The sequence below is a fragment of the Ensifer adhaerens genome (genome assembly GCF_028993555.1).
GTDB lineage: Bacteria > Pseudomonadota > Alphaproteobacteria > Rhizobiales > Rhizobiaceae > Ensifer > Ensifer adhaerens_I.
In genome coordinates this window covers 118355-137963 of the sequence record NZ_CP118611.1, presented here as the reverse complement: position 1 = coordinate 137963, position 19609 = coordinate 118355, and the positions used below count along the sequence as shown (strand labels likewise).

The following is a 19609-nucleotide window of genomic DNA, read 5'->3' as shown; positions in this document are numbered from 1 at the left end:
TGTGCCACAAGCGACGACGACCGAACGCCACCAAGCATCAATCAGAAACGCACATGGACGCCGGCCTTCGCTCCAACCGTCTGCTCGCCCTCGCTTTCGATCCCATAGAGCAGCGAGAAGTCGAAATCCCAGTTGAGGGCGTTGGAGAGGTTCAGCCCGGCGCTGACTGTTCCGAACGCACCGCTATTGTCCAACGCGGCAAATCCGGCCGTGCCGCCGAAGCGGGGCCTCAGCAGCAGACCGTTTTCGACCCGATAGGCCCGCTCCAGTTCCGCCCCGACGCTGAACCGCAGCTGATCTTGCGTGAACCCTTGCAGATCGATTCTGGTGCCGTCGTCGTTCGAGGCGCTGTAGTCGTCGACTTTCTCGTTGAGGAAGACGGCACGCAGCGCGGGAGTGAGGACGGTTGCGTCCCCGAGCTGCCACTGCCCCTGCAGCTTCGTGTCCCACATGACACGGCTCGTATCGAACGAGCCGTCGAAATATTCCGTGTCGACGTCGTTCCAGGAGCCGCCGTAAAGCAGGCTGGTGTCGAGGAATACACCGGAGCCAAGCTCGAACGAGGCATAGGGGCCGGCCAGCCAGCCGTTACCGGTCAGTTCCGCATCGGCGTCGGTCGGATCAGTCATGCGGTCGAAGTGGAATGACAGGCCGATCAGCGCCTTCTCCGACAGCAGATAGTCGGCGCCGGCAGAGATGAGACCGAAACTACCCCAGCGTCCGCCATTCTCGTCACGTTTGTGCACCGCTACAGTGCCGTCGATCCAGATATTGAACGGGGACATTGCCGCCATGTCCTCGCCCCCCTCATCGGCAGAACGAAGCTGAGCCAGGCTGGTCGAAAAGCCGAGGGTCATTCCGTCTTGCGAGGGCGACATTCTGGTCGAGATCGGGTCGCTGCCTGCGCGGCCCATCTTGCGGCGCTCGATCAGGCCCGGCACCTCAATCGCTGTCGACAGCAGATTCTGCCTTGTTCGCACGAAGTCTTTCACCAGCCCGTCGATCTCCGCTGCGACCTTCTCACCGTCGTGCACAATCGCATAGCTGATCGTGCCCGTATTGGATGCGCCGAGGGCACTTTCCAACCTGTAGCCGACGACCGCCGTCCCGAAGAAGCCGGGATTGGGCGTGAATTTCAGGTAGTAACCAACCGGTACGAAGGCCCCATTTGCCGCAAGTTCGCCTTCAATGATCTCGGCTTTTCCGGCATTGGAGGGCCTCACAAAGGCGATTCCGGCGCCGGTGAACGGTCCGCCTGTCGCACCAGCGTTCAGGTAGACGTTACGTGGCGCTTCACCTTCCTGGAGTGTGTAGGAGCGGTTTGTCACAGTGACCCCCCGCGCCTTGACCGTCAGCCGATAGCTCGCCTCACCGGTATTGCCAAGCACATCGCGAGCCGCGATCGCGAAGCTATAGGTTTTGACTTCGGCGTCAGCGGGCAGCGGGCCGGTGAGTTCGCCCGTGGACACGTTCAGTATCATGCCCTTCGGCAACTCGCCGCGCGAGTGGCTGTATAGAATGCCTCCCCGGCCACCCTTGGCGGTCACCATTGTCGAATAGGCTTCTCCCGCCATAGCATCAGGCAGATCGCCGCCCGCTGGCAAGAAAGTGAGCTTCGACGCCACGACGGCAATACTCACCGTCGCTGGTGCCGAAGTGCCGGACGTGTTGGTCGCCGTATACGTAAAGCTGTCTGCACCGGAGTAACCGGGATCCGGCGCATAGCTGATTGTCGTGCCGGAAGCAGTGGCCGTCCCATGCGACGGGGTGGAGGTGACCGCAACACTGTCGGCCGCGCCACCGGAGAGCGAAAGCGTGACCGAATTGGCTGTCGAGTCTGCCGCGACCGTTGCGGAGACGTTGCCGGCGACAGGAATCTGCCTGCCGATCGCAACCGTGTAGGTGGCCGAGCCGATGGCCCCGTTCGCATCGGTTGCCTCTATCGTGAAGCCATGGGCGCCTTCGGTCGTCGGCGTTCCCGTGATCGCGCCGGACGATGCGTCAAGACGCAAGCCCGCCGGCAGCCCGCCGGTTGAAACGGCGTAACGGTAGGGTGCCATGCCGTTCGCCACGCTGATCGACTGGCTGTAGGCCGTTCCGACTGTTCCCACAATCAACGCGCCGGCGGCGGGCGTGAAGGCGAAGGTCGGCGCGCTGACTGTGACGGCAACAGTCGCCGGCGCCGAGGTACCGGTCGCGTTCGTTGCCGTATAGGTGAAACTATCCGAGCCGGAATAGCCGGGATCCGGTGTATAGCTGATCGACGTGCCGGAAGCGGTCGCCGTTCCATGCGACGGGGCGGCGGTGACCGCAACACTGTCGGCCGCGCCACCGGAGAGCGAAAGCGTGACCGGATTGGCAGTCGAGTTTGCTGCGACCGTTGCCGAGGCGTTGCCGGCGGCAGGAATCTGTCGCCCAATCGCAAGCGTATAGGCGACCGAGCCGGTGGCCCCGTTCGCATCGGTTGCCTCGATGGTGAAGCCATGTGTGCCTTCGGTCGTCGGCGTTCCCGTGATCGCACCGGACGATGCGTCAAGACGCAAGCCCGCCGGCAGCGCCCCGGTCGAAAGGGCGTAACGGTAGGGTGCCATGCCGTTCGCCGCGCTGATCGACTGGCTGTAGGCCGTTCCGACTGTTCCCACAATCAACGCGCCGGCGGCGGGCGTGAATGCGAAGGTCGGCGCGCTGACTGTGACGGCAACAGTCGCCGGCGCCGAGGTACCGGTCGCGTTCGTCGCCGTATAGGTGAAACTATCCGAGCCGGAATAGCCGGGATCTGGCGCATAGCTGATCGACGTGCCGGAAGCGGTCGCCGTTCCATGCGACGGGGCAGCGGTGACCGCAACACTGTCGGCCGCGCCACCGGAGAGCGAAAGCGTGACCGGATTGGCAGTCGAGTTTGCCGCGACCGTTGCCGAGGCGTTGCCGACAGTTGGAAGCGGCGGGTTGACGGCAAAGGACCGGGTGACCGTCGGCGCCGCCAGATAGGCTGCATTGCCGGATTGGTCGACGCTGATCGCGCAGGTACCGACGGCAATCGGTGTCAGCGTCGCACTGCCGGTGATAGTGCAAACGCTCGGCGTGCTCGAGGAGAACGTAGGCGTCAGGCCGGAACTGACCGTCGCCGTCAATGTGGAGACAGTTCCCACGGTCTGCGAGCCTGGATTGGCGAAGGCGATGAACTGCGCCGCGACTGGCGTTACCGCGTTCGACGCCGCGGAAGACGCACCGGTTCCCGCCGCGTTTCTCGTGGCGACAGTGAAGGTGTAGGCCGTACCGTTGGTCAGTGCGGTGGCGATGATGGGGCTCGACGGAGCGGTGAAGGTTGCACCGCTCGGATTGGCCGTCACGATGTAGTCGATGACCGCTGACCCGCCATCCGATGCGGGTGGCGTGAATGTGATCGTGGCCTGCGTGTCACCAGCCGTCGCACTGCCAATGAGCGGAGCACCGGGCATCACCGGATGGACCGTGAAGGACTGGGTAACCTGGGCAGCCGGAAGATAGGCCGCGTTGCCCTGCTGGTTGGCATTGATCGTGCAGGTGCCAGCGGAAGCGAAGGTCAGTTCGCCGCTGCTCGTGATCGTGCAGACGTTCTCCGTGATAGACGTAAAGGTCGGGTCCAGCCCTGAATCCGAGTTCGCCGTCAGGATCGGCGTGGTGCCAAAGTTCTGTACGCCGGGATTGACGAAGGTAATGAACTGGGCCGCCGCCGGCGTGATCGAATTGGACGCGGCCGAGGCGTTGCCGGTTCCAGCAGCATTGGTCGCCGTCACGCTGAAGGTGTAGGCGACGCCATTTGTCAGTCCTGCGACAGTGACCGGACTTGATGCACCGGTGCCGGTCGCCCCGCCGGGGTTCGCCGTTGCCGTATAGGTTACCGGCACGCCACCGGATGAGGCCGGCGCTATGAAGCTGACGTCGGCCTTTGTGTCACCCGCCGTCGCGGTGCCGATCGTCGGCGCACTGGGCAGGGCCGGATTTACGGCGAACGATCGCGTGACCCGAGCTGGATGGTAGGCCTCATTGCCCTCTGCGTCTGCATTGATCGTGCAGGTTCCCGCGGAATGGAACGTCAACTCGCCATACCGCGTCACCGCGCATATGTCCGGTGCCGTCGAACTGAAGGTCACCGGTATTCCCGCATTGTTCATCGCCGACAGGAACGGCGTCGTCCCGAAAGTCTGGGGTCCCGGATTGAAGGTGATGAGCTGATAGTTTCTCGGAACAACCGCCTGAGACGCAGCTGACGCCGGACCGGCCCCCGCCGCGTTCTTCGCCGTCACCGTGAAGGTGTAGGAGATGCCGCTCCACAGGCCGTGGACCGCGATCGGGCTTTCGGTGCCGACACCCGTCTTGCCGTGCGGACTGGACGTGACGACGTATTCGGTGATCGTCCCGCCGCCAGTGTCGACCGGTGGCGTAAAATGGACCTCGGCCCCATCCGGATCGAGCGTCGTTACCGTGCTGATGGTTGGCGCACTGGGCAGGGCCGGATTGACGGCGAACGATCGCGTGACCCGAGCTGGATGGTAGGCCTCATTGCCCTCTGCGTCTGCATTGATCGTGCAGGTTCCCGCGGAATGGAACGTCAACTCGCCATACCGCGTCACCGCGCATATGTCCGGTGCCGTCGAACTGAAGGTCACCGGTATTCCCGCATTGTTCATCGCCGACAGGAACGGCGTCGTCCCGAAAGTCTGGGGTCCCGGATTGAAGGTGATGAGCTGATAGTTTCTCGGAACAACCGCCTGAGACGCGACTGACGCCGGACCGGCCCCCGCCGCGTTCTTCGCCGTCACCGTGAAGGTGTAGGAGATGCCGCTCCACAGGCCGTGGACCGCGATCGGGCTTTGGGTGCCGACACCCGTCTTGCCGTGCGGACTGGACGTGACGACGTATTCGGTGATCGTCCCGCCGCCAGTGTCGACCGGTGGCGTAAAATGGACCTCCGCCCCATCCGGATCGAGCGTCGTTACCGTGCCGATCGTCGGCGCGCCGGGAGGGACAACCAAATAGCTGAAGCCGCTCGCGAGAGTCGCCGTCCCGCTGCCCGTCGTAACCACAATATCCGCGGGACCAACCGCACCTGCCGACGCGACCGCCGTGATCTGGGTGGCGCTGTCGACGGTGAAGCTTGCCGCAGAGGCGCTGCCAAACTTGACGGATGTGGCGCCAGTAAATCCAGTCCCCGTGATGGTTACCGAGGTTCCGCCCGTTGACGAGCCGGTTGTGGGGCTGACGCTGCTGATAGTCGGGAAGGCGTTCGGCAGAGTGACTGAGATCATGTTGGCCTGAGTGGCTGTCGTGATGCCCCCGCTGTACATGGCCCCGCCGTTATCGGCACTGTAAAGTACGACCGTATCCGATGTTGCGACCGGGTTTCGGATGGAGAGCAGCCTGATCGTATAGGTGCCGGTGTGCGAGTTGAACGTGAATCCGTAGCGCGCATTTGCTGTTTCAACCGGGTCGTCGAATTTGGGGTTGGTAAAGCTACCGTCGTCCAAAATCCCGATCGGAGCCTGAGTGTCCAAAGAGCTGCCTTGTACCTTGTACAGCCCACCCCAGATCGGGGGAGTGGTGTCGAAAAAGACATCACAGGAGTTGAAGTTTTTTGCGACCGTCAAACCGACGCTCGAAAAGGAAATGCTCGGCGTGCACGGAGCAGCCATGGCCCCAGCCGCCGACCCTAAGATCACCGCGACACCCACGACAAACATTCGCAGCGGCCGTGGCGTGCGGAAACACAGTTGCAATAGCCTCAAAATCATCAGCATTGGCAGAGCGACAGAAGCAGGCGCGGTGGCAAGCGGCGGGCTGTTGGACATTCGATTTTGCCTAATGGGGCGTTGTTGCGGGGATCAAACGGCGGACGAGAGCAGCCCTCCCCATGACATCGTCATGAGACGCGCTTGAACTCTGGACGCGCAAGTTCGGTCAGCCGGCTGAAAGCCTCCTAAGACACAGCCAACAGCCGACCTCGGTAGGGCGATTGCTCAGCCTGTGTGCAGGCGACAGAGAATTGATTTCATGATGTTTCCCCCAAAAGCTGGTCACTGATAGCGACAGGGGAAGATCGTGATCAACAAAAGAAGCAGACTGTGGGTGGGTGCACCCAAAATTGAGTCACACAGGTGACGCGGCGACATTAGTGATGCAAAACTGGATGGGTAGTAATGCCGGAGATGCCATAACCTGTGGTGCGACAGACACAACCATGCCTTTAGGATCGCAAGACGATTTCAGTCCGATGACTTCGAGTGGCGGGGCCGCATTCTTTGCCGTCCTGCGGGATGCGGCCAAAGAGCTGCTCGCGATGCACGATGTCGCGCCAAGGGTGGTGCGCTATGTCGCCAGCATGCAGAAGTGGCTGATTACGCAAGCAATCGTTGCCCTTCATTTTGAGCGAAAGCACGATGAAATGCGTCCGCCTCTGACGGCCGGGGCGCTCATCGAATTCTTTGCGGCACAGCCGCCCTTCAGCAAGAACACGCTTACGGCCCATCTGGCAGAAATGGCCGCCTACGGTTTGCTTGTCCCGCAGGAAAGCAGAGACAGGCGCGTCAGGCCATTGCAGTTGAGTGCATACGGCGAACGCCTGATTGGACAATGGCTGGCAAGCCATCTTTCGGCTCTTGATCGGCTCGATGGAGGTGATCGCGCATCCAGGTTCGATAGCGACCAGCGCTTGCTTGCTCGCATCCACCCCCTGGTTGCTCGTTCCCTTGTTTTTGACCCGGGCTGGGCACAGCCGCCAGCGAGCGTGGATTTGTTCGTCCGCTCGGAGTCGGGAAGCAACATCCTGCACGAACTCATCTGCCGGGTGCCGGCCAGCCTCGAGGGATTTGATCGACTGACCTGCCTCGGACCGCTCCCTGCAAGTGACATCTCAACCCGACACACGCTGTCGCGGGGCCATGTGCAAAGGGTATTTGCCCGTGCAAAATCGGAAGGACTTCTCGTCTGGAGCCTTCCTGGCAATCGTGGCGACTTATTCGTCTCCCAAACCCTGCTCCGTGACTATATCCAGTGGCAGGCCATCAAATTCCGCGCCATTTCCGTGGTATGCGGAGAAGGGACGCGAGAGCAGAAAGCTGCGCAACTCAGCAGTTGAATGGGCAAGTCCCCTCGGCAAAGCCGGGGACTTTAGGGATGTGAGTGAGCCCCTCAGAGCGGGTGGATGGAACACCGATGCGGGCCCCAAGCCGAACCTCGCAGCGGCCTGCTCAGCCCGGAGAGCGATCACGGGCATCGCGGTCGGGCAGCGCCCGAAGATGATCTACAGGCTACCGGCACGGATCATGGAAAAATAGTCATCGCTGCCTACTTGGCCCCCCTTAAGCGCTATTTCCAGGCCGTCCGTGGGACCGCCATGAGCCATACAAAGTGGGGAGCCGGGCGTTTGCGGGAGAGGCATTTTCAAGGTAAGGGCTGATATACCCATCTCGCCAAGTGCGTGGCTGGAGGTGTCGCCGCCAGCAACCACCGCCCTTTTGAGCCCGGCACCCGAGACAAGAGCCGCCTGGATGCGGCCGAGGGCCCGACCGAGACGGTGGCGCGCACCGCTCGACAGATCGAGTTCGCCCCCCCTGTCCGCCGCCGGCCCGAGCGCGGTGTACAAGATGACGCTCCGCCCGTCCTTCAACACGCTCAGTGCAGTTTCCACGGCTACTGATATCCCTTGACCGTCAATTTCACCTGACAATGCCAGCGGATCGAGCGCGATGCCCTCGAAACCGTTCCCAAGGGCGTGTCGGATCTGCCGCTCGGTCGTGGGCGAAACGCTACCGGAAACGACCGCAATACGATCGACTGGGCCGGCCGCCGGATAGACCGACGCGGCACCAATGGTTCCTTCGCCTCGCCAAGTCGGGATTAGGGCGTATTCGACGCCTGAGGAACCGCAGACAAAACGGTTCTCCCGACGCAATTCGTTCCACAGGAGTGAACCGGCGGCGGCTTGAGTTGCCTGGTCGATCACATCGAGGAGCAGGATATCGGCCTTCCCCGGAACGGGCTGGGCAAGCAGCGAAACAACGTCGACGAGTGTCGTTGACAGCTTCGTCTGACGGGAAAGGTGCTGCAGCAGATCGGCCTCGTCCATCGGCGTGACCGGATGGCGTGACATCACAGGGTGGCGATCGATGCGATAGTTTACACCCTGGTACGCGGCAAAGAGCTCGCCGAACGCCGTGTAGCGACGGATCTGCGGAGCGCCGACAATGAGCGGCACGGTCCCTGCACCGAAGACGCTGCGACCAATCTCGATTGCACGGCCGATACTGCCAACATGCGGAGCGGAATCGAAGGTCGAGCAGACTTTGTAATGGCAAAGCTCGGCATCTAACGTCTTCAGCCACTCGAAGGCTTCACGCAGGTGCACGTTCATCCATTCCGGCGTTTCGCTTCGGCTCGTGCCGGCGAGCCCGAAAGCACCTGCTCCAGAGAAACGTGACCACAGCGCCTTGTCCGGAATCTTCAGAAACAACACGGTCTCGATGCCGTTGGAAGAAAGTGCCTCCATGACATCCGTCGAACCGGTAAAGTCGTCGCCATAGTAGCTGATCAACGGTCGCGTCATCTCAGGCTGCCCTGCCATCGGCAAATTTCTCGATTGATTGCGCAAGCTCCCGATGGTCCTTCGCATAGGTCTCAAGCGGAACACCGGCGACGGCCGCTTCCCAGGCCTGCTTGACCGCTTTCACACCGGCGCCCGGACCACCGGGATGACTGACGATACCGCCACCACAAAGATAGAGAAGATCGGTGGAGCCTTCTGTGGCCGCAAACGTCTCCGGCGCCTGTCCGCCCCACTGGCCCGAGCCGATAACCGGCAGCGCCACATCTTTATCGGAAAAGAGCGGCGCGCTGACGGCCTGATAGGAGCGTACGAAACTATCATCCGGCTCCCAATATTTCACGCGAATGCCATTGATCTGGAACTGGTCGACGCCGAGCAAACGCCAGAATTGCTGCCATACGGAAAACTCGAATCCAAGGCCTGCATGGCGCGTCAGGATATCCCAGCCATTGCGATGGGCATGGAGCACGAGACCCGAACGTTTACGCAGGAAGGCAAGCCCGCCGAAGCCGACAGAGTTGATATTGACCACGGCGCAATTGCCGCCGGCTTCCAGCACCATGTCATGATTGCGCATCATTTCGTCGGGATCGGCGTGGCTGATACCGAAGGCGTACATGACTTTCTTGCCGGTCCTCTGCTCGTGATCAAGAATGCGCGGCATGATCTCCGCCACGCGCTCCTTGAGAGAAGAATAGGCTGGGCTCATCAACTTTTCGTCGTCCTTGATGAAATCGACGCCCGCCTCGATCAACTCACCGACCATCGAGGCAGTCTCGTGCGGCCTGAGACCGAGCGCAGGCTTGACGATCGTTCCGATGATCGGACGATCCTTCACCCCTGTCAGCGCAAAGCTGCCGGGTACGCCGAACTGCGGGCCGGGATGTGCGGCGGCGAACTCTTCCGGCAACCTCATGTCGACGATCCGGATACCCGTCATGCCCTTGATCGAGAAGACGCCACCGATCGCGATGGTCATGAGCGCAGCCAGATCGGTGCCAACCGCAGCCATCGGGAAATCGATATCGACATCCGCGCGATTGAATAGCGCCGCCCCACCGGCTTCGTCGGGAAAGGAGGCGCGGTTCGATGACGGCAAGTGCCTGACTGCGACGACGCGCGCGGCCACGCGCGCCTTCAGTTCCTCCGTTTCTCCCGGCAGCGCAACGAAGGTGCCTGTCGACTGGTCGCTGGCAATCTTCGCCGCCATCGCTTCCACCGAACCGGCAGTCTCGATGCGATAGGTAATCCGGATCACGTTTGCTCCTCCCGTGTGAGGTATCCCGCTTGTGCACACTCAACAACTGGTATAATGAGTATTTATGTTATTGCAAGCCGATTACACTGAAGGCTGTTGCGACCAAGGCACTTGGTGCATATTCAAACCTGTTGAAATCAGGTGACTCATGAACGTTGTTTCCGAACCGATCGTCCGCAAGAAACTGTCCGATGAAGTCTTCGCGCGCCTGAAGCAGATGATCGAAACCGGCGAGCTCAAAGCCGGTGACGACATGCCCTCCGAGCGTGAACTGATGGAGCGTTACGGTGTCGGCCGCCCGGCCATCCGAGAAGCGATGCAAGCACTTGCCGGAAAAGGACTGGTCGAAATTTCTCAGGGCGAGCGCGCAAAGGTGCTGCGCATTACCGCCGAATCCATCATCAAACAGGTTGACCTGCCCGCAAAACTGATGCTGTCCGGCTCGTCGGACACGCTGGAGCATCTGAAGAACGCGCGCATTTTCTTCGAGCGCGGCGTGATCCGTGAGGCGGCGGCCAAAGCGACCCACACACACATCGCCGAGTTGCGTGCCCTCCTCGACAAGCAAAAGCAGAGCCTTGGCGACGCGGATGCTTTCATCGATGCGGACATGGAGTTCCATCAATGCATCGCCAGGATTTCTGGCAACCCGATCTTTGTGGCCGTCAGCGGCGCGATGCTGGGGTGGCTGAAGTCTTATCATACTGAAATGCTGATCTGGACCGGTCGCGAGAGCTTCACGCTTTCCGAACACGAGGAGATCATTCGCGCCATTGAAAGCCGCGATGCGGATCTCGCCGAGCAGGCGATGGTCAAGCACCTTGAACGTTCGCGCGCACTTTACGCTCTCAGGAGCCAGGGATAACGCTCAAAGAGCGATATCCACACAGGCGTAAGGCGCCAGTGTGACGTGCTGTTGCGCAGCAAGCTCGCCCCCATCCACGATCGCTGAAACCTTCCGCGGCTTTGCGGGCAACACGACTGTCTGCTCATCGCAGGTGATGTTCGCCAGCAGCAGCCGCCTCTGCGAGCCAAGTCCCAACACGGCATCGGGCCGGGACGTCTCAACGGCAGACAGAAGCTCGCGTGACAAGGCAGCAAGACGGGTTAGGACGTGTGCGAGCGGTCGCAACTCTCCGCTGACCGTGACCTCCCTCCCGCCGGCCAACAGGCCGAAAGGACCGACAAGAGTCGAAAGGGTGAGGACTTCCAGCGCCGCCGGGGCCACCGTTGCCGCATAGGCCAGCGTCCACGCCGCACCGAACTGGCCATTGTGCCGTGGGTCGACATTCGCCATGGGAATACGCGCCCCCGCCGGATTGTCCTTCGTGGTGCTGCCGTACGGATTTTGACGCATAGCGATTGTCGAAGGCCCAATGCGGTACGCCTTGTTGCCGTAGATAGCGCGCGTGGAATTGACGACATGACGCAGCGCCTCGAACGTCTGCATGACCGATAGATCATCCGCAGCATGCACGATCGGGTTCGTTGAATGGCTGATATAGTCGATCTGATCCGGGGGCACACGCTTGCGATTGAGCTCGGTGAAATAGCTCATCATTCCGCCGCCAAGCCGAAGGCCGGGAAAGGCAACGCGCGCAGCGGCGTAGATGTCACCAAGCGCCGGGCACTGCGGCCAATTGCTGCCCGGCGGTGTCGACTGGCGATCCACCGACGGGCAGACGAAGAGCGTATCGAGCTGAAGACCGGCCTCGTCGACCATCGCTGCGAACTGCGCCATCTCCTCTTCCAGAGGCCTCAGGCAAGGCACCGCAAGCTCCAGCGTCACCTTGAGCTCGGACTGGGCCGCTATCGCCGCATAGCCTTTCAATGCCTCGATGCCATGTCCCGCTGCGGGATCGAAATGGGCGATCAGATGTTCCGCGCCGATGGCCTTCAAGACATCAAGCGAAGCCAACTCTTCCTGAAGGCACTCGGGTCGCAGCCCCACGCCAATAGCCGGAAGTCTGACATTCGTTGGGATGAGCCTGACAGAGATCGCATCCGAGCGATCGGCTGCCCGAGCCGCATTGTTCTCGGCAAGAATCTCCACGGCGATTTGCTGACGGAAGCGTTCCCCCTGCGGTACGAGATAGGGCCAAGGCAGAGCCAGCGGCCGTACGTAGGTCTTGTAGGAGGCATCGGTCCAGTTGCGTTGATCCTCCATCTCGAAGACATCGCCAACGAACCTCGTTGTCGCCATGATACCGGGCGCCACGCGATGGGTGATCTGCGCGATGTTCTTGAAAGGTTGCCAGGGGGCGATCGTGTCAGGCCAGCGCGCCTCTTCCACCGAGCCATCGCCATGGGTGATTGCCACCGGTTCTCCCGCTACACCGATGACCGGGTGCAAGACCACGAAGCCGGCGCGGGCGGTTTCAAAATCCGCATCGCTCACATAGTCAGCAGAGAAGCTCACACTCGTGGCCGTGCCGGAGATTGCGATCTGGCAATCAAGATTGGCTCCGGTCGGGGCTGTAAAGTGCGCGGCATAGGCGAGTGAGAAACCCCGCTCGTTTTCCTCTATTCTCAGATCGCTCAACCGAGCGCGGCAGGTACCCCAATCCTTGTCGCGCACGAGGAAGGAAATCGCACGCAACACCTCGTGACCGCCGAACCGCAAACTGCGCAGGTTACCGTCCTGAAAGTCCATGCTCAGATTGCCGACGACCAGCGATCGGCTTTCCGGCTCGTGCTCCGCCGTGCCATAGAGCCGGAGACCGTCGTCCCTCATCGCAACAGGTCTCCAACGACAATCGTCTCTCCACGTTCGGCGCTGAGATAGGCGGCCTCGACCAAGGCAAAAGTCTGAAGGTTATCGCGCCCGGAAGTATCGGGCTCGCGGCCGGAGCCCAACCGTTCGATCCAGTGTCTCTGGATAAGAGCCACGCTTTCCTGAATGTTGTGCCAAGGCCGTGAGGCCCACGGCAGGAGGGTCGGCGAGACGTCGCGTTCGACCGTTCCGGCCGGCCCGTGAACGGCAAGCTTGTAGTCGAGGCCCAGGCGCAGGGTCCCTCTGGTTCCGTCGACCTCGATCAAGGTTTGCGGGAACGGCTCCTCTGAAAGTCTCGTCGCATAGCTCACGTCGACGATCGAGGTGATGCCGTTATTGTGGTCGAGCATCATGGTCGCGACATCTTCGCCGGCGATCTCGGGATTGATCCGGCGCGTGCGGGCAGTCATGCGGCCGGCATCGCCGAAGAGGAACCGTGCGATGTCGAGCGAATGGATGCCGAGATCCTCGATGATGAAGCGCTTGCCCTTGGCAAGATAGGGTTGGCCGGAAAACACGTCGAAGCCGGAGCGGAACGACACGCGCCCCCAGAAAGGGGTACCGATTTCACTTCTGTCGATGACCGCCTTGACCGCAAGAATGGGCGTTTGCCAGCGGAAGTTTTCGTGGATCATCAGCGCGATCCCCGCCCTATCGGCTGCAGCCACCATTGCTTTGGCATCTTCCAGCGTCAGCGCAAATGGCTTCTGGCAAATCGCCGGCACTTTGTGGAGTGCGGCGAGTTCGACGAGGGGCCGATGACTGCCCACAGTGGTGGCAATGTCGACGAAATCGAATCCGCCATCGGCGAACATCGCTTCCGACGACGCGTATCGCCTCGCCACCGCGAATTGATCGCCGACTACTCTTAACCGCTCGGGGTCGCGATCGCAGATCGCCACGATCTCGACATCGGGCAAATCGCGCCAGCCATGCATCTGGTTGATGGCGAAGAAGCCGCAACCGATCAACGCGCCTTTGATGGTCGCCACGATCAGCCTGCCTTCGCCATTTGCATGAGGGTCACGCGCTGCTGCAGGCGGCGTTGCGCCTGGTCCACCACGACGGCCACGATGATTACGAGCCCCTTGATCACCATCTGCCAGAATGAACTCACACCCATCATCACCAACCCGTCCGAGAGAATGCCGATCACGAAAGCACCGATGATCGTGCCCCCGATCGTGCCACGCCCGCCAGACATCGATGTACCACCAAGGACGGCCGCCGCAATGGCATTGAGTTCGAGATTGGTGCCAGTCGCGGGATGTGAAGCCATGAGTTCCGAGGAGATGACAAGACCTACGATCGCGGCACAGAAACCGGAGAACATGTAGACGAACATCTTTACCCGGTTGACCCGGATGCCCGACATGCGCGCGGCGCGCTCGTTTCCGCCGACGGCGAAGATATGCCGGCCGAGCGGTACGAAGCGGGCGAAATATGTGGCACCAGCAGCCACTGCGATCAGGATCCACACGGACACGGGTAGCCCGAGGATCGTGCCGGAACCAAGATAGCTGAAACCTTGATTGCCGAGGTCTTCGCGTCCGGTGAGATTGGGCAAGGTCTGTCCGTCGGAGTAGAGCAGCGCCATGCCACGCGCGACATACAAGGTGCCAAGTGTCGCGATGAAGGGGGCTACGTTCAATCGGGTGATCAAGAGGCCGTTAATCGCGCCGATCAGAATACCAACGACAGCCACGATGAACGCCACCTCGACCACATTGAAATACATGGTGTAGCCGAGCGGTAGGGCTACACCATACATGATCAGCCCGCCGGCGATCATGCCGCACAGGCCGACGATTGAGCCAACCGACAGGTCGATGCCGCCGGTGATGATGACGAAGGTCATACCGATCGCCAGGAACGCGTTTTGCGTCGCGTGCTTCGTCATCAGGATCATGTTGGCGGTTGAAAGAAAGTTCGGCGCGGCTATCGAGAAGAAGATGATCACCGCGAAGAGCGCGATAAATGTCCTCAGCTTCATGAGGGTGAGGAGAGCCGATCCGCTGGAGAAGCTGTCGGCGGCGGCAGTTTGCGTTGCTGTCGTCATCACGCATGCATCCTTTTGGTTTTATGTCCCTCTGCCGAGGCCGAAACGATCAATTCTTCGGTCGCGTCCTTACGGTCGACAACCGTCACCAGCCGGCCGTTGCTCATCACGGCGATACGATCGGAAAGCGCCATGACTTCTTCGAGATCGGACGTGGAAAAGAGGATCGCCAGTCCCTCGCCCGCCAGCCGGCGCATGGTGAGGAAGACATCGGCCTTGGCGCCGACATCGATGCCCCGGCTCGGCTCGTCCATGAGAAGTACTTTCGGCCCGGTCATGAGTGCCTTGCCGATCACGACCTTCTGCTGATTTCCACCCGACATCGACGTCACCTCGAAATCCGGGTTCTTCGCCTTGATCGAGAGATTGCGGATAGCCTCGGCGATCGCCTTTGCTTCGCGCGTGAGATCGATGTGAAAACCTGCCTTCAGGAACTGGCTCAGGCTAGCCATCGTCAGGTTGTCGGCAATCGACAAGGACTGCACAAGTCCCTCACGCTGCCGATCCTCGGGGATAAGGGCCAATCCTTCACGAATGCGTCGTGTGGTATCGCCGCCCTTGAGCTCCCTGCCTTCAATACAGATCTTGCCGGTGGAGTGCTCGTGGCGCGCCATGATGCATTCGAAGAGTTCCGAGCGACCGGCGCCCATCAGCCCGTAAATGCCGAGGATCTCGCCTTTGCGCACACCGATCGAGACGTGGTCGACGGCAAAGCCGCCCTGTGCTCTCGGCAGGCAGATGTTTTCGGTGCGGAAGATCTCCTCGCCTGGATTGTGATCGACCTTCTTTGCAAAATCCTTGGCGTCCGAACCGATCATCGAGCGGACGATCCAGCGCGTGTCGATATCCTTGACCATGGCGTGACCGGTGATCTGGCCGTCCTTCAATACGGTGATGTAGTCGCCAATTCGCATGAGTTCTTCCAGCCGATGCGAAATGTAGACGATGGCGACGCCACGTGCCTTGAGATCGGCGATGACACGGAAGAGCACATCGACTTCAGCGGCGCTGAGTGCCGATGTCGGCTCATCCATGATGAGGATACGTGTGTCGAGCGAGACAGCCCGGGCGATTTCGACGAGCTGTTGCTGGCCAATCGGCAAATCTTCGGCAAGCGTCTCGGCGGAGATTCCCGCCTCCAGGCGGTTCAGGAACGCGTTGGCCTTCTCGACCTGCGCCTTGTGATCGATGCCACGAAGGCCGCGGGTGATCTCACGGGTGGCAAAGATGTTTTCGGCGACGGAAAGATTGCCGAAAAGGTTCAGTTCCTGGAACACGATGCCTATACCATGACGCACTGCGTCGGCTGGGCTGTCGAGGTGTATGCGCTGACCGTCCAACCAGATTTCGCCGAGCGTCGGCCGCTCGACACCGGCGATGATGCGCATCATCGTCGACTTGCCAGCACCGTTTTCACCGACGAGCACGTTCACGGCTCCGCGCCGGAGTTTCAGGTCCGCCTTCTTCAGCGCCACGATTCCGGAATAGGCCTTGGTGATGTCCTTCAGTTCAAGGATGACGTCTCCGTCCTCGATGCTGCTCATGTCAGCCTCCGATGGTTATGGTGGCAGGCACGAACTGTGGCAGCTGACCCTTGGTCGGCAGGGGATAGGCCCCGGTTGCCTTGATCGTCTTACCCGTCAGGCCGTCGCGCGGGAGCTTTTCGAGCAGCGTGCCGTTCACATGGGTGTTGAACGATTTGCCATATTGCGCCCACTCGATCTGGTTCTTGAACTCGTTGAAGTTCACGAACTCGAGGCTGTCGCGCAGCGCCGTGCCGCGAATGGCCGGACCTATCGAAACACGAACATCCGCCTTGCCGTCACCGTCGACATCCACGTCGACGTAGGCCGCCCGCGATTTCGTTTCCTGGGCGACGATCACACCGTCGATCTTGGCGGCAAAGGTCCAAGGCGCATTGCCCTGTTTTTCCTTGTTTCCATATTTCTGCGCTGCGGCGTCGAGGTCGCGGACGGCAAGCGTCGAGACCACCTGGAAGACACCGGCCCGCTGCTCGAGATAGGGCACGATCTTCGAATCCCAGGTATCGGCAACCAGCTTGTCGGGATTGAACGCACCTGCCGCTGCCTGCCTTTGTTCGTCTTCCGTTTTGACGAGCTTGCAGCCGCCAAGCGCGAGAGCGCCGGCAAGCATGAGTGCGCATGCAGCCTGAAACCTCAGCATTCCCATTCTCCGTCATGAACAGTGGACGCAAGGCGGGATCGGTCCGCCTTGCGCAGTCTCGGGAAGATTACTGGGAGAGCGCGAATGTCTCGAGCTTGTCGGCGTTTTCAGCAGTGATCAGCACGCAATCCATGAGCTGCTTCTCTTCGGCAGGAGCCTTGCCGGTGGTGATGTAATCGTGCGCCTGTTGAACCGCGAGCTGGGCCTGCGCGTAAGCGGGCTGCATGACGGTCGCCTTGATGCCGCCGGCATTGATCGAATCGCGCACGTCGTTCGAGCCGTCGAAGCCGACGACGATGACATCCTTGCGACCTGCCGCCTGGAGCGCTGCAATCGCCCCCATGGCCATCGTATCATTGCCGGCGATCACGCCCTGGATGTCGGGATTGGCCTGAAGGATCGTCTCCATCTTGGAGTAGCCTTCGGTCTGGCTCCAATTGGCCGACTGTTGAGCGACCATCTTCATCTCCGGAAACTCGTCGATGACATCGTGGTAGCCCTTGGAGCGGATGCCCGCGTTGAGATCGGCTTCACGGCCGAGCAACTCGACGTAGTTCCCCTTCTCACCCATCAGCCGGACGAATTCTTCCGCACCGAGCTGAGCGCCCTGGTAGTTGTTCGAGACGATCTGCGAGACGGCAATGCCGGTCGCATTGATCTCGCGGTCGATCAGGAAGGAGGGAACGCCGGCATCCTTCGCCTTCTTCACGGCAGCGATTGACGCCTCGGAGCCGGCGTTGTCGAGAATGATCGCTTTTGCGCCGCGGCCGATGGCGGTGTCGATGAGCTGCGACTGCTTGTTGGCGTCGTCGTCGTGAACCAGCACCAACGTTTCGTAGCCAAGTTCTTTTGCCTTGGCCTCCGCCCCGACCGCTTCAGCCTTGAAGAACGGGTTGTCATGGCTCGGCGTGATGATGGCGATAAGATCGGCCGCGAAGGCCGGCATCGCCGAGCTTGCGGCCATGACGGCGACGAAGCCGACGGTGATCAATCTACGGGTAACGTTCATATTCTCCTCCCAGTTAGGCACAGGACTTCCTCGACCACCCCTCCATTGAAAGTGGCCTCCAGTGCGATCGCTTGTTTCGGGCAGCCAAGCGCGGCTACACGGTGGGCTGCCCGTCAGTTGTCATGTGATGCGATGGATGCTGGCCGCGATTTCCGCAGGCTCGAACACTCGCCGCCAGTCGTCCCTCATGAGTACGGGTTTGCCAAACTCGATTGCCTTGTTGCAGGCGTCAGAGAAGACACCCGGCGTCTCCTCGAAAATGACAGCGCCAAGCACGTTCATGTGGCCAAGCAGAAAGTCGCGGGCTGCGTCCTTCGGAACCCCGCGGCGGACGCATTCGTCCATGGCTTCACGCATGACGACGAGCAGCGAAGCACAGACCGTCTCGGAGAGGCCAGGCTCCAGGAGCGCCATCTGTTCGACCGTCACGCGGTGCGAGCGCATTACCGGCGCCCAGATGACCTTGGCGATCTCTTCCCCGAGAGCATAGGCGGCTTCCGGCCCCTGCATTAGCGCCGACACGATATGCTGCTTTGCGGCGATGCCTCCAAAGAAGTCGCGCTTCGCATCCGGGTCTGTTTCGTCGTTGAAGATGGGCGGATGGCAGGGATGGGTAACGAAATAGGTCAGATCGGCGCGCGCTGGCAGATGACCGGCAAAGGGCGCTGCCGCGTCTAGCGCTACGACCATCGTTCCGGGAGCCAGCTTGCCAACGATACCAGTCGCAACCTTGCCTATCGCGGTGTCAGGCACCGCAAGGATGACGACATCGGCGCCGTCGAGACCCTCTTCGACCGATACGCACACAATACCGAGCTCGTTCGCAAGCCGCTCTTTTCCTGCCTCACTGACTTCAACATGCCGGACATCAAAGCGCGAATCTTTAAGGTTCTTGGCGAGCCGATAGCCCATTTTACCACCGGCACCGAACAGCGCGATCGATGTCATCGAGACCTCCTCAATTTCCTCAGGCCCGACCGCATGGGACGGGTGCATTTTGCCCACGCCGTTCACCAGGCGTCAGAGATGTATTCATCAACTGGTATAACATGTCAATAACTATCCTTGATGATATGTAATACCCACATCGCCGACTCCGCGGCGGGCGCAATCACGATCCCCCAATACAGCGCCGACGGACAGGAGCCGAAAGTGACCACGACGCATTGATCGGGTCACTGGTCTCTGCCCAAAGTGCAGGCAGATCACCGCCGCGACACACGTTTCACGCAAGCGCGAGCGCCTATGATTGGAGATGCGCAGACCGAGGCGAATTATGATTCCAGACGAAATTGCAGGAACAGCCTGGCGTGTTGCGGCCCGCCACTTGGCTCGCGGACAGCGTGACCCAGTAAAGATGGTTGCAGAGGCAATTGCGACCGAAAGACAGCGCTGCCTTGACATCGCCATGGAACGCTGCGGAGAGAAAAGCAAAGTTGCCCAAGCGATACGAGCCGGCGAGAAGTAGCTGCTTTTTTCAGTCCAGAGTTCATCCCGTCGAGCTCGCGCCACCAGCGCAAAAAGCGGCTTCAGTTGCCATCACCTACGATTTTTTGAAGAAGTGCTCGATCTGAATAAGAAGCGCTCCGAGATGGAAACTCTGGCACGCCAACTTTACAGGGATCACAAGAAGACACTTGACCTCATCAAGGAGCACGGTACCCGCTCGGGGTTTGAACCTGCAGCTCACGGTCTTCTTGGAGGCAACATCCAAGCAGGGAATGCCGTGAGGTTCGGCAATCATG

12 protein-coding genes are annotated in these 19609 nt (G+C 60.7%); 2 read left to right on the top strand and 10 right to left on the bottom strand.

Translation table 11 applies throughout. The features are described from left to right. Window positions 1–41: 41 nt before the first annotated feature. The gene (locus tag PWG15_RS21035; RefSeq protein ID WP_275025921.1) at window positions 42–5534 is read right to left on the bottom strand and encodes a putative Ig domain-containing protein; all 5493 of its coding nucleotides are present in this window, start codon (window positions 5532–5534) and stop codon (window positions 42–44) included. Between the two features lie 620 nt (window positions 5535–6154). Between PWG15_RS21035 and PWG15_RS21030 the strand changes: the two genes are divergently transcribed. Then, on the top strand, window positions 6155–7114 hold the full coding sequence (locus tag PWG15_RS21030) for a hypothetical protein (protein WP_275025920.1): 960 nt from the start codon (window positions 6155–6157) through the stop codon (window positions 7112–7114). Between the two features lie 165 nt (window positions 7115–7279). Here the strand turns inward: PWG15_RS21030 and PWG15_RS21025 are convergent, their stop codons facing one another. Both PWG15_RS21025 and oiaX read right to left on the bottom strand, forming a co-directional pair. Beyond that, window positions 7280–8581, bottom strand: coding sequence for a four-carbon acid sugar kinase family protein (locus PWG15_RS21025; RefSeq protein ID WP_275025919.1), 1302 nt, complete (start codon window positions 8579–8581; stop codon window positions 7280–7282). A 1-nt stretch (window position 8582) separates the two neighbouring features. After that, window positions 8583–9839: a 3-oxo-isoapionate-4-phosphate decarboxylase OiaX gene (oiaX, locus tag PWG15_RS21020; RefSeq protein WP_275025918.1), complete on the bottom strand. Its 1257-nt coding sequence runs from the start codon at window positions 9837–9839 to the stop codon at window positions 8583–8585. 148 nt (window positions 9840–9987) lie between these two features. On the opposite strand from oiaX, the gene PWG15_RS21015 reads away from it, so the two are divergent. Further along, window positions 9988–10704 carry a transcriptional regulator NanR gene (locus tag PWG15_RS21015; protein WP_275025917.1) on the top strand — a complete coding sequence of 239 codons (717 nt, stop codon included), beginning with the start codon at window positions 9988–9990 and terminating at the stop codon, window positions 10702–10704. Between the two features lie 3 nt (window positions 10705–10707). Here PWG15_RS21015 and apnL read toward each other — a convergent pair whose 3' ends face one another. The 7 genes from apnL to PWG15_RS20980 all read right to left on the bottom strand — a co-directional run bounded on the left by apnL (window position 10708) and on the right by PWG15_RS20980 (window position 18812). Next, window positions 10708–12573, bottom strand: coding sequence for a D-apionate lactonase (apnL, locus tag PWG15_RS21010; RefSeq protein WP_275025916.1), 1866 nt, complete (start codon window positions 12571–12573; stop codon window positions 10708–10710). Beyond that, window positions 12570–13604 (bottom strand): Gfo/Idh/MocA family protein, encoded by a 1035-nt coding sequence (locus PWG15_RS21005; RefSeq protein ID WP_275025913.1) that lies wholly within the window; start codon window positions 13602–13604, stop codon window positions 12570–12572. The genes apnL and PWG15_RS21005 overlap by 4 nt, the downstream gene beginning before the upstream one ends. Before the next feature lie 2 nt (window positions 13605–13606). Beyond that, entirely contained in the window at window positions 13607–14671 is a 1065-nt protein-coding gene (locus tag PWG15_RS21000) for an ABC transporter permease (protein ID WP_275025912.1), read from the bottom strand. Then, complete coding sequence (locus PWG15_RS20995) at window positions 14671–16215, bottom strand: sugar ABC transporter ATP-binding protein (RefSeq protein ID WP_275025911.1); 1545 nt, start codon at window positions 16213–16215, stop codon at window positions 14671–14673. The genes PWG15_RS21000 and PWG15_RS20995 overlap by 1 nt, the downstream gene beginning before the upstream one ends. A gap of 1 nt (window position 16216) precedes the next feature. After that, entirely contained in the window at window positions 16217–16855 is a 639-nt protein-coding gene (locus PWG15_RS20990; protein ID WP_275025910.1) for a DUF2291 family protein, read from the bottom strand. A 67-nt stretch (window positions 16856–16922) separates the two neighbouring features. Beyond that, on the bottom strand, window positions 16923–17864 hold the full coding sequence (locus PWG15_RS20985; protein ID WP_275025909.1) for a D-ribose ABC transporter substrate-binding protein: 942 nt from the start codon (window positions 17862–17864) through the stop codon (window positions 16923–16925). Between the two features lie 120 nt (window positions 17865–17984). Beyond that, window positions 17985–18812, bottom strand: a complete 828-nt coding sequence (locus tag PWG15_RS20980; protein WP_275025908.1) for a phosphogluconate dehydrogenase C-terminal domain-containing protein — start codon at window positions 18810–18812, stop codon at window positions 17985–17987. Between the last annotated feature and the right edge of the window lie 797 nt (window positions 18813–19609).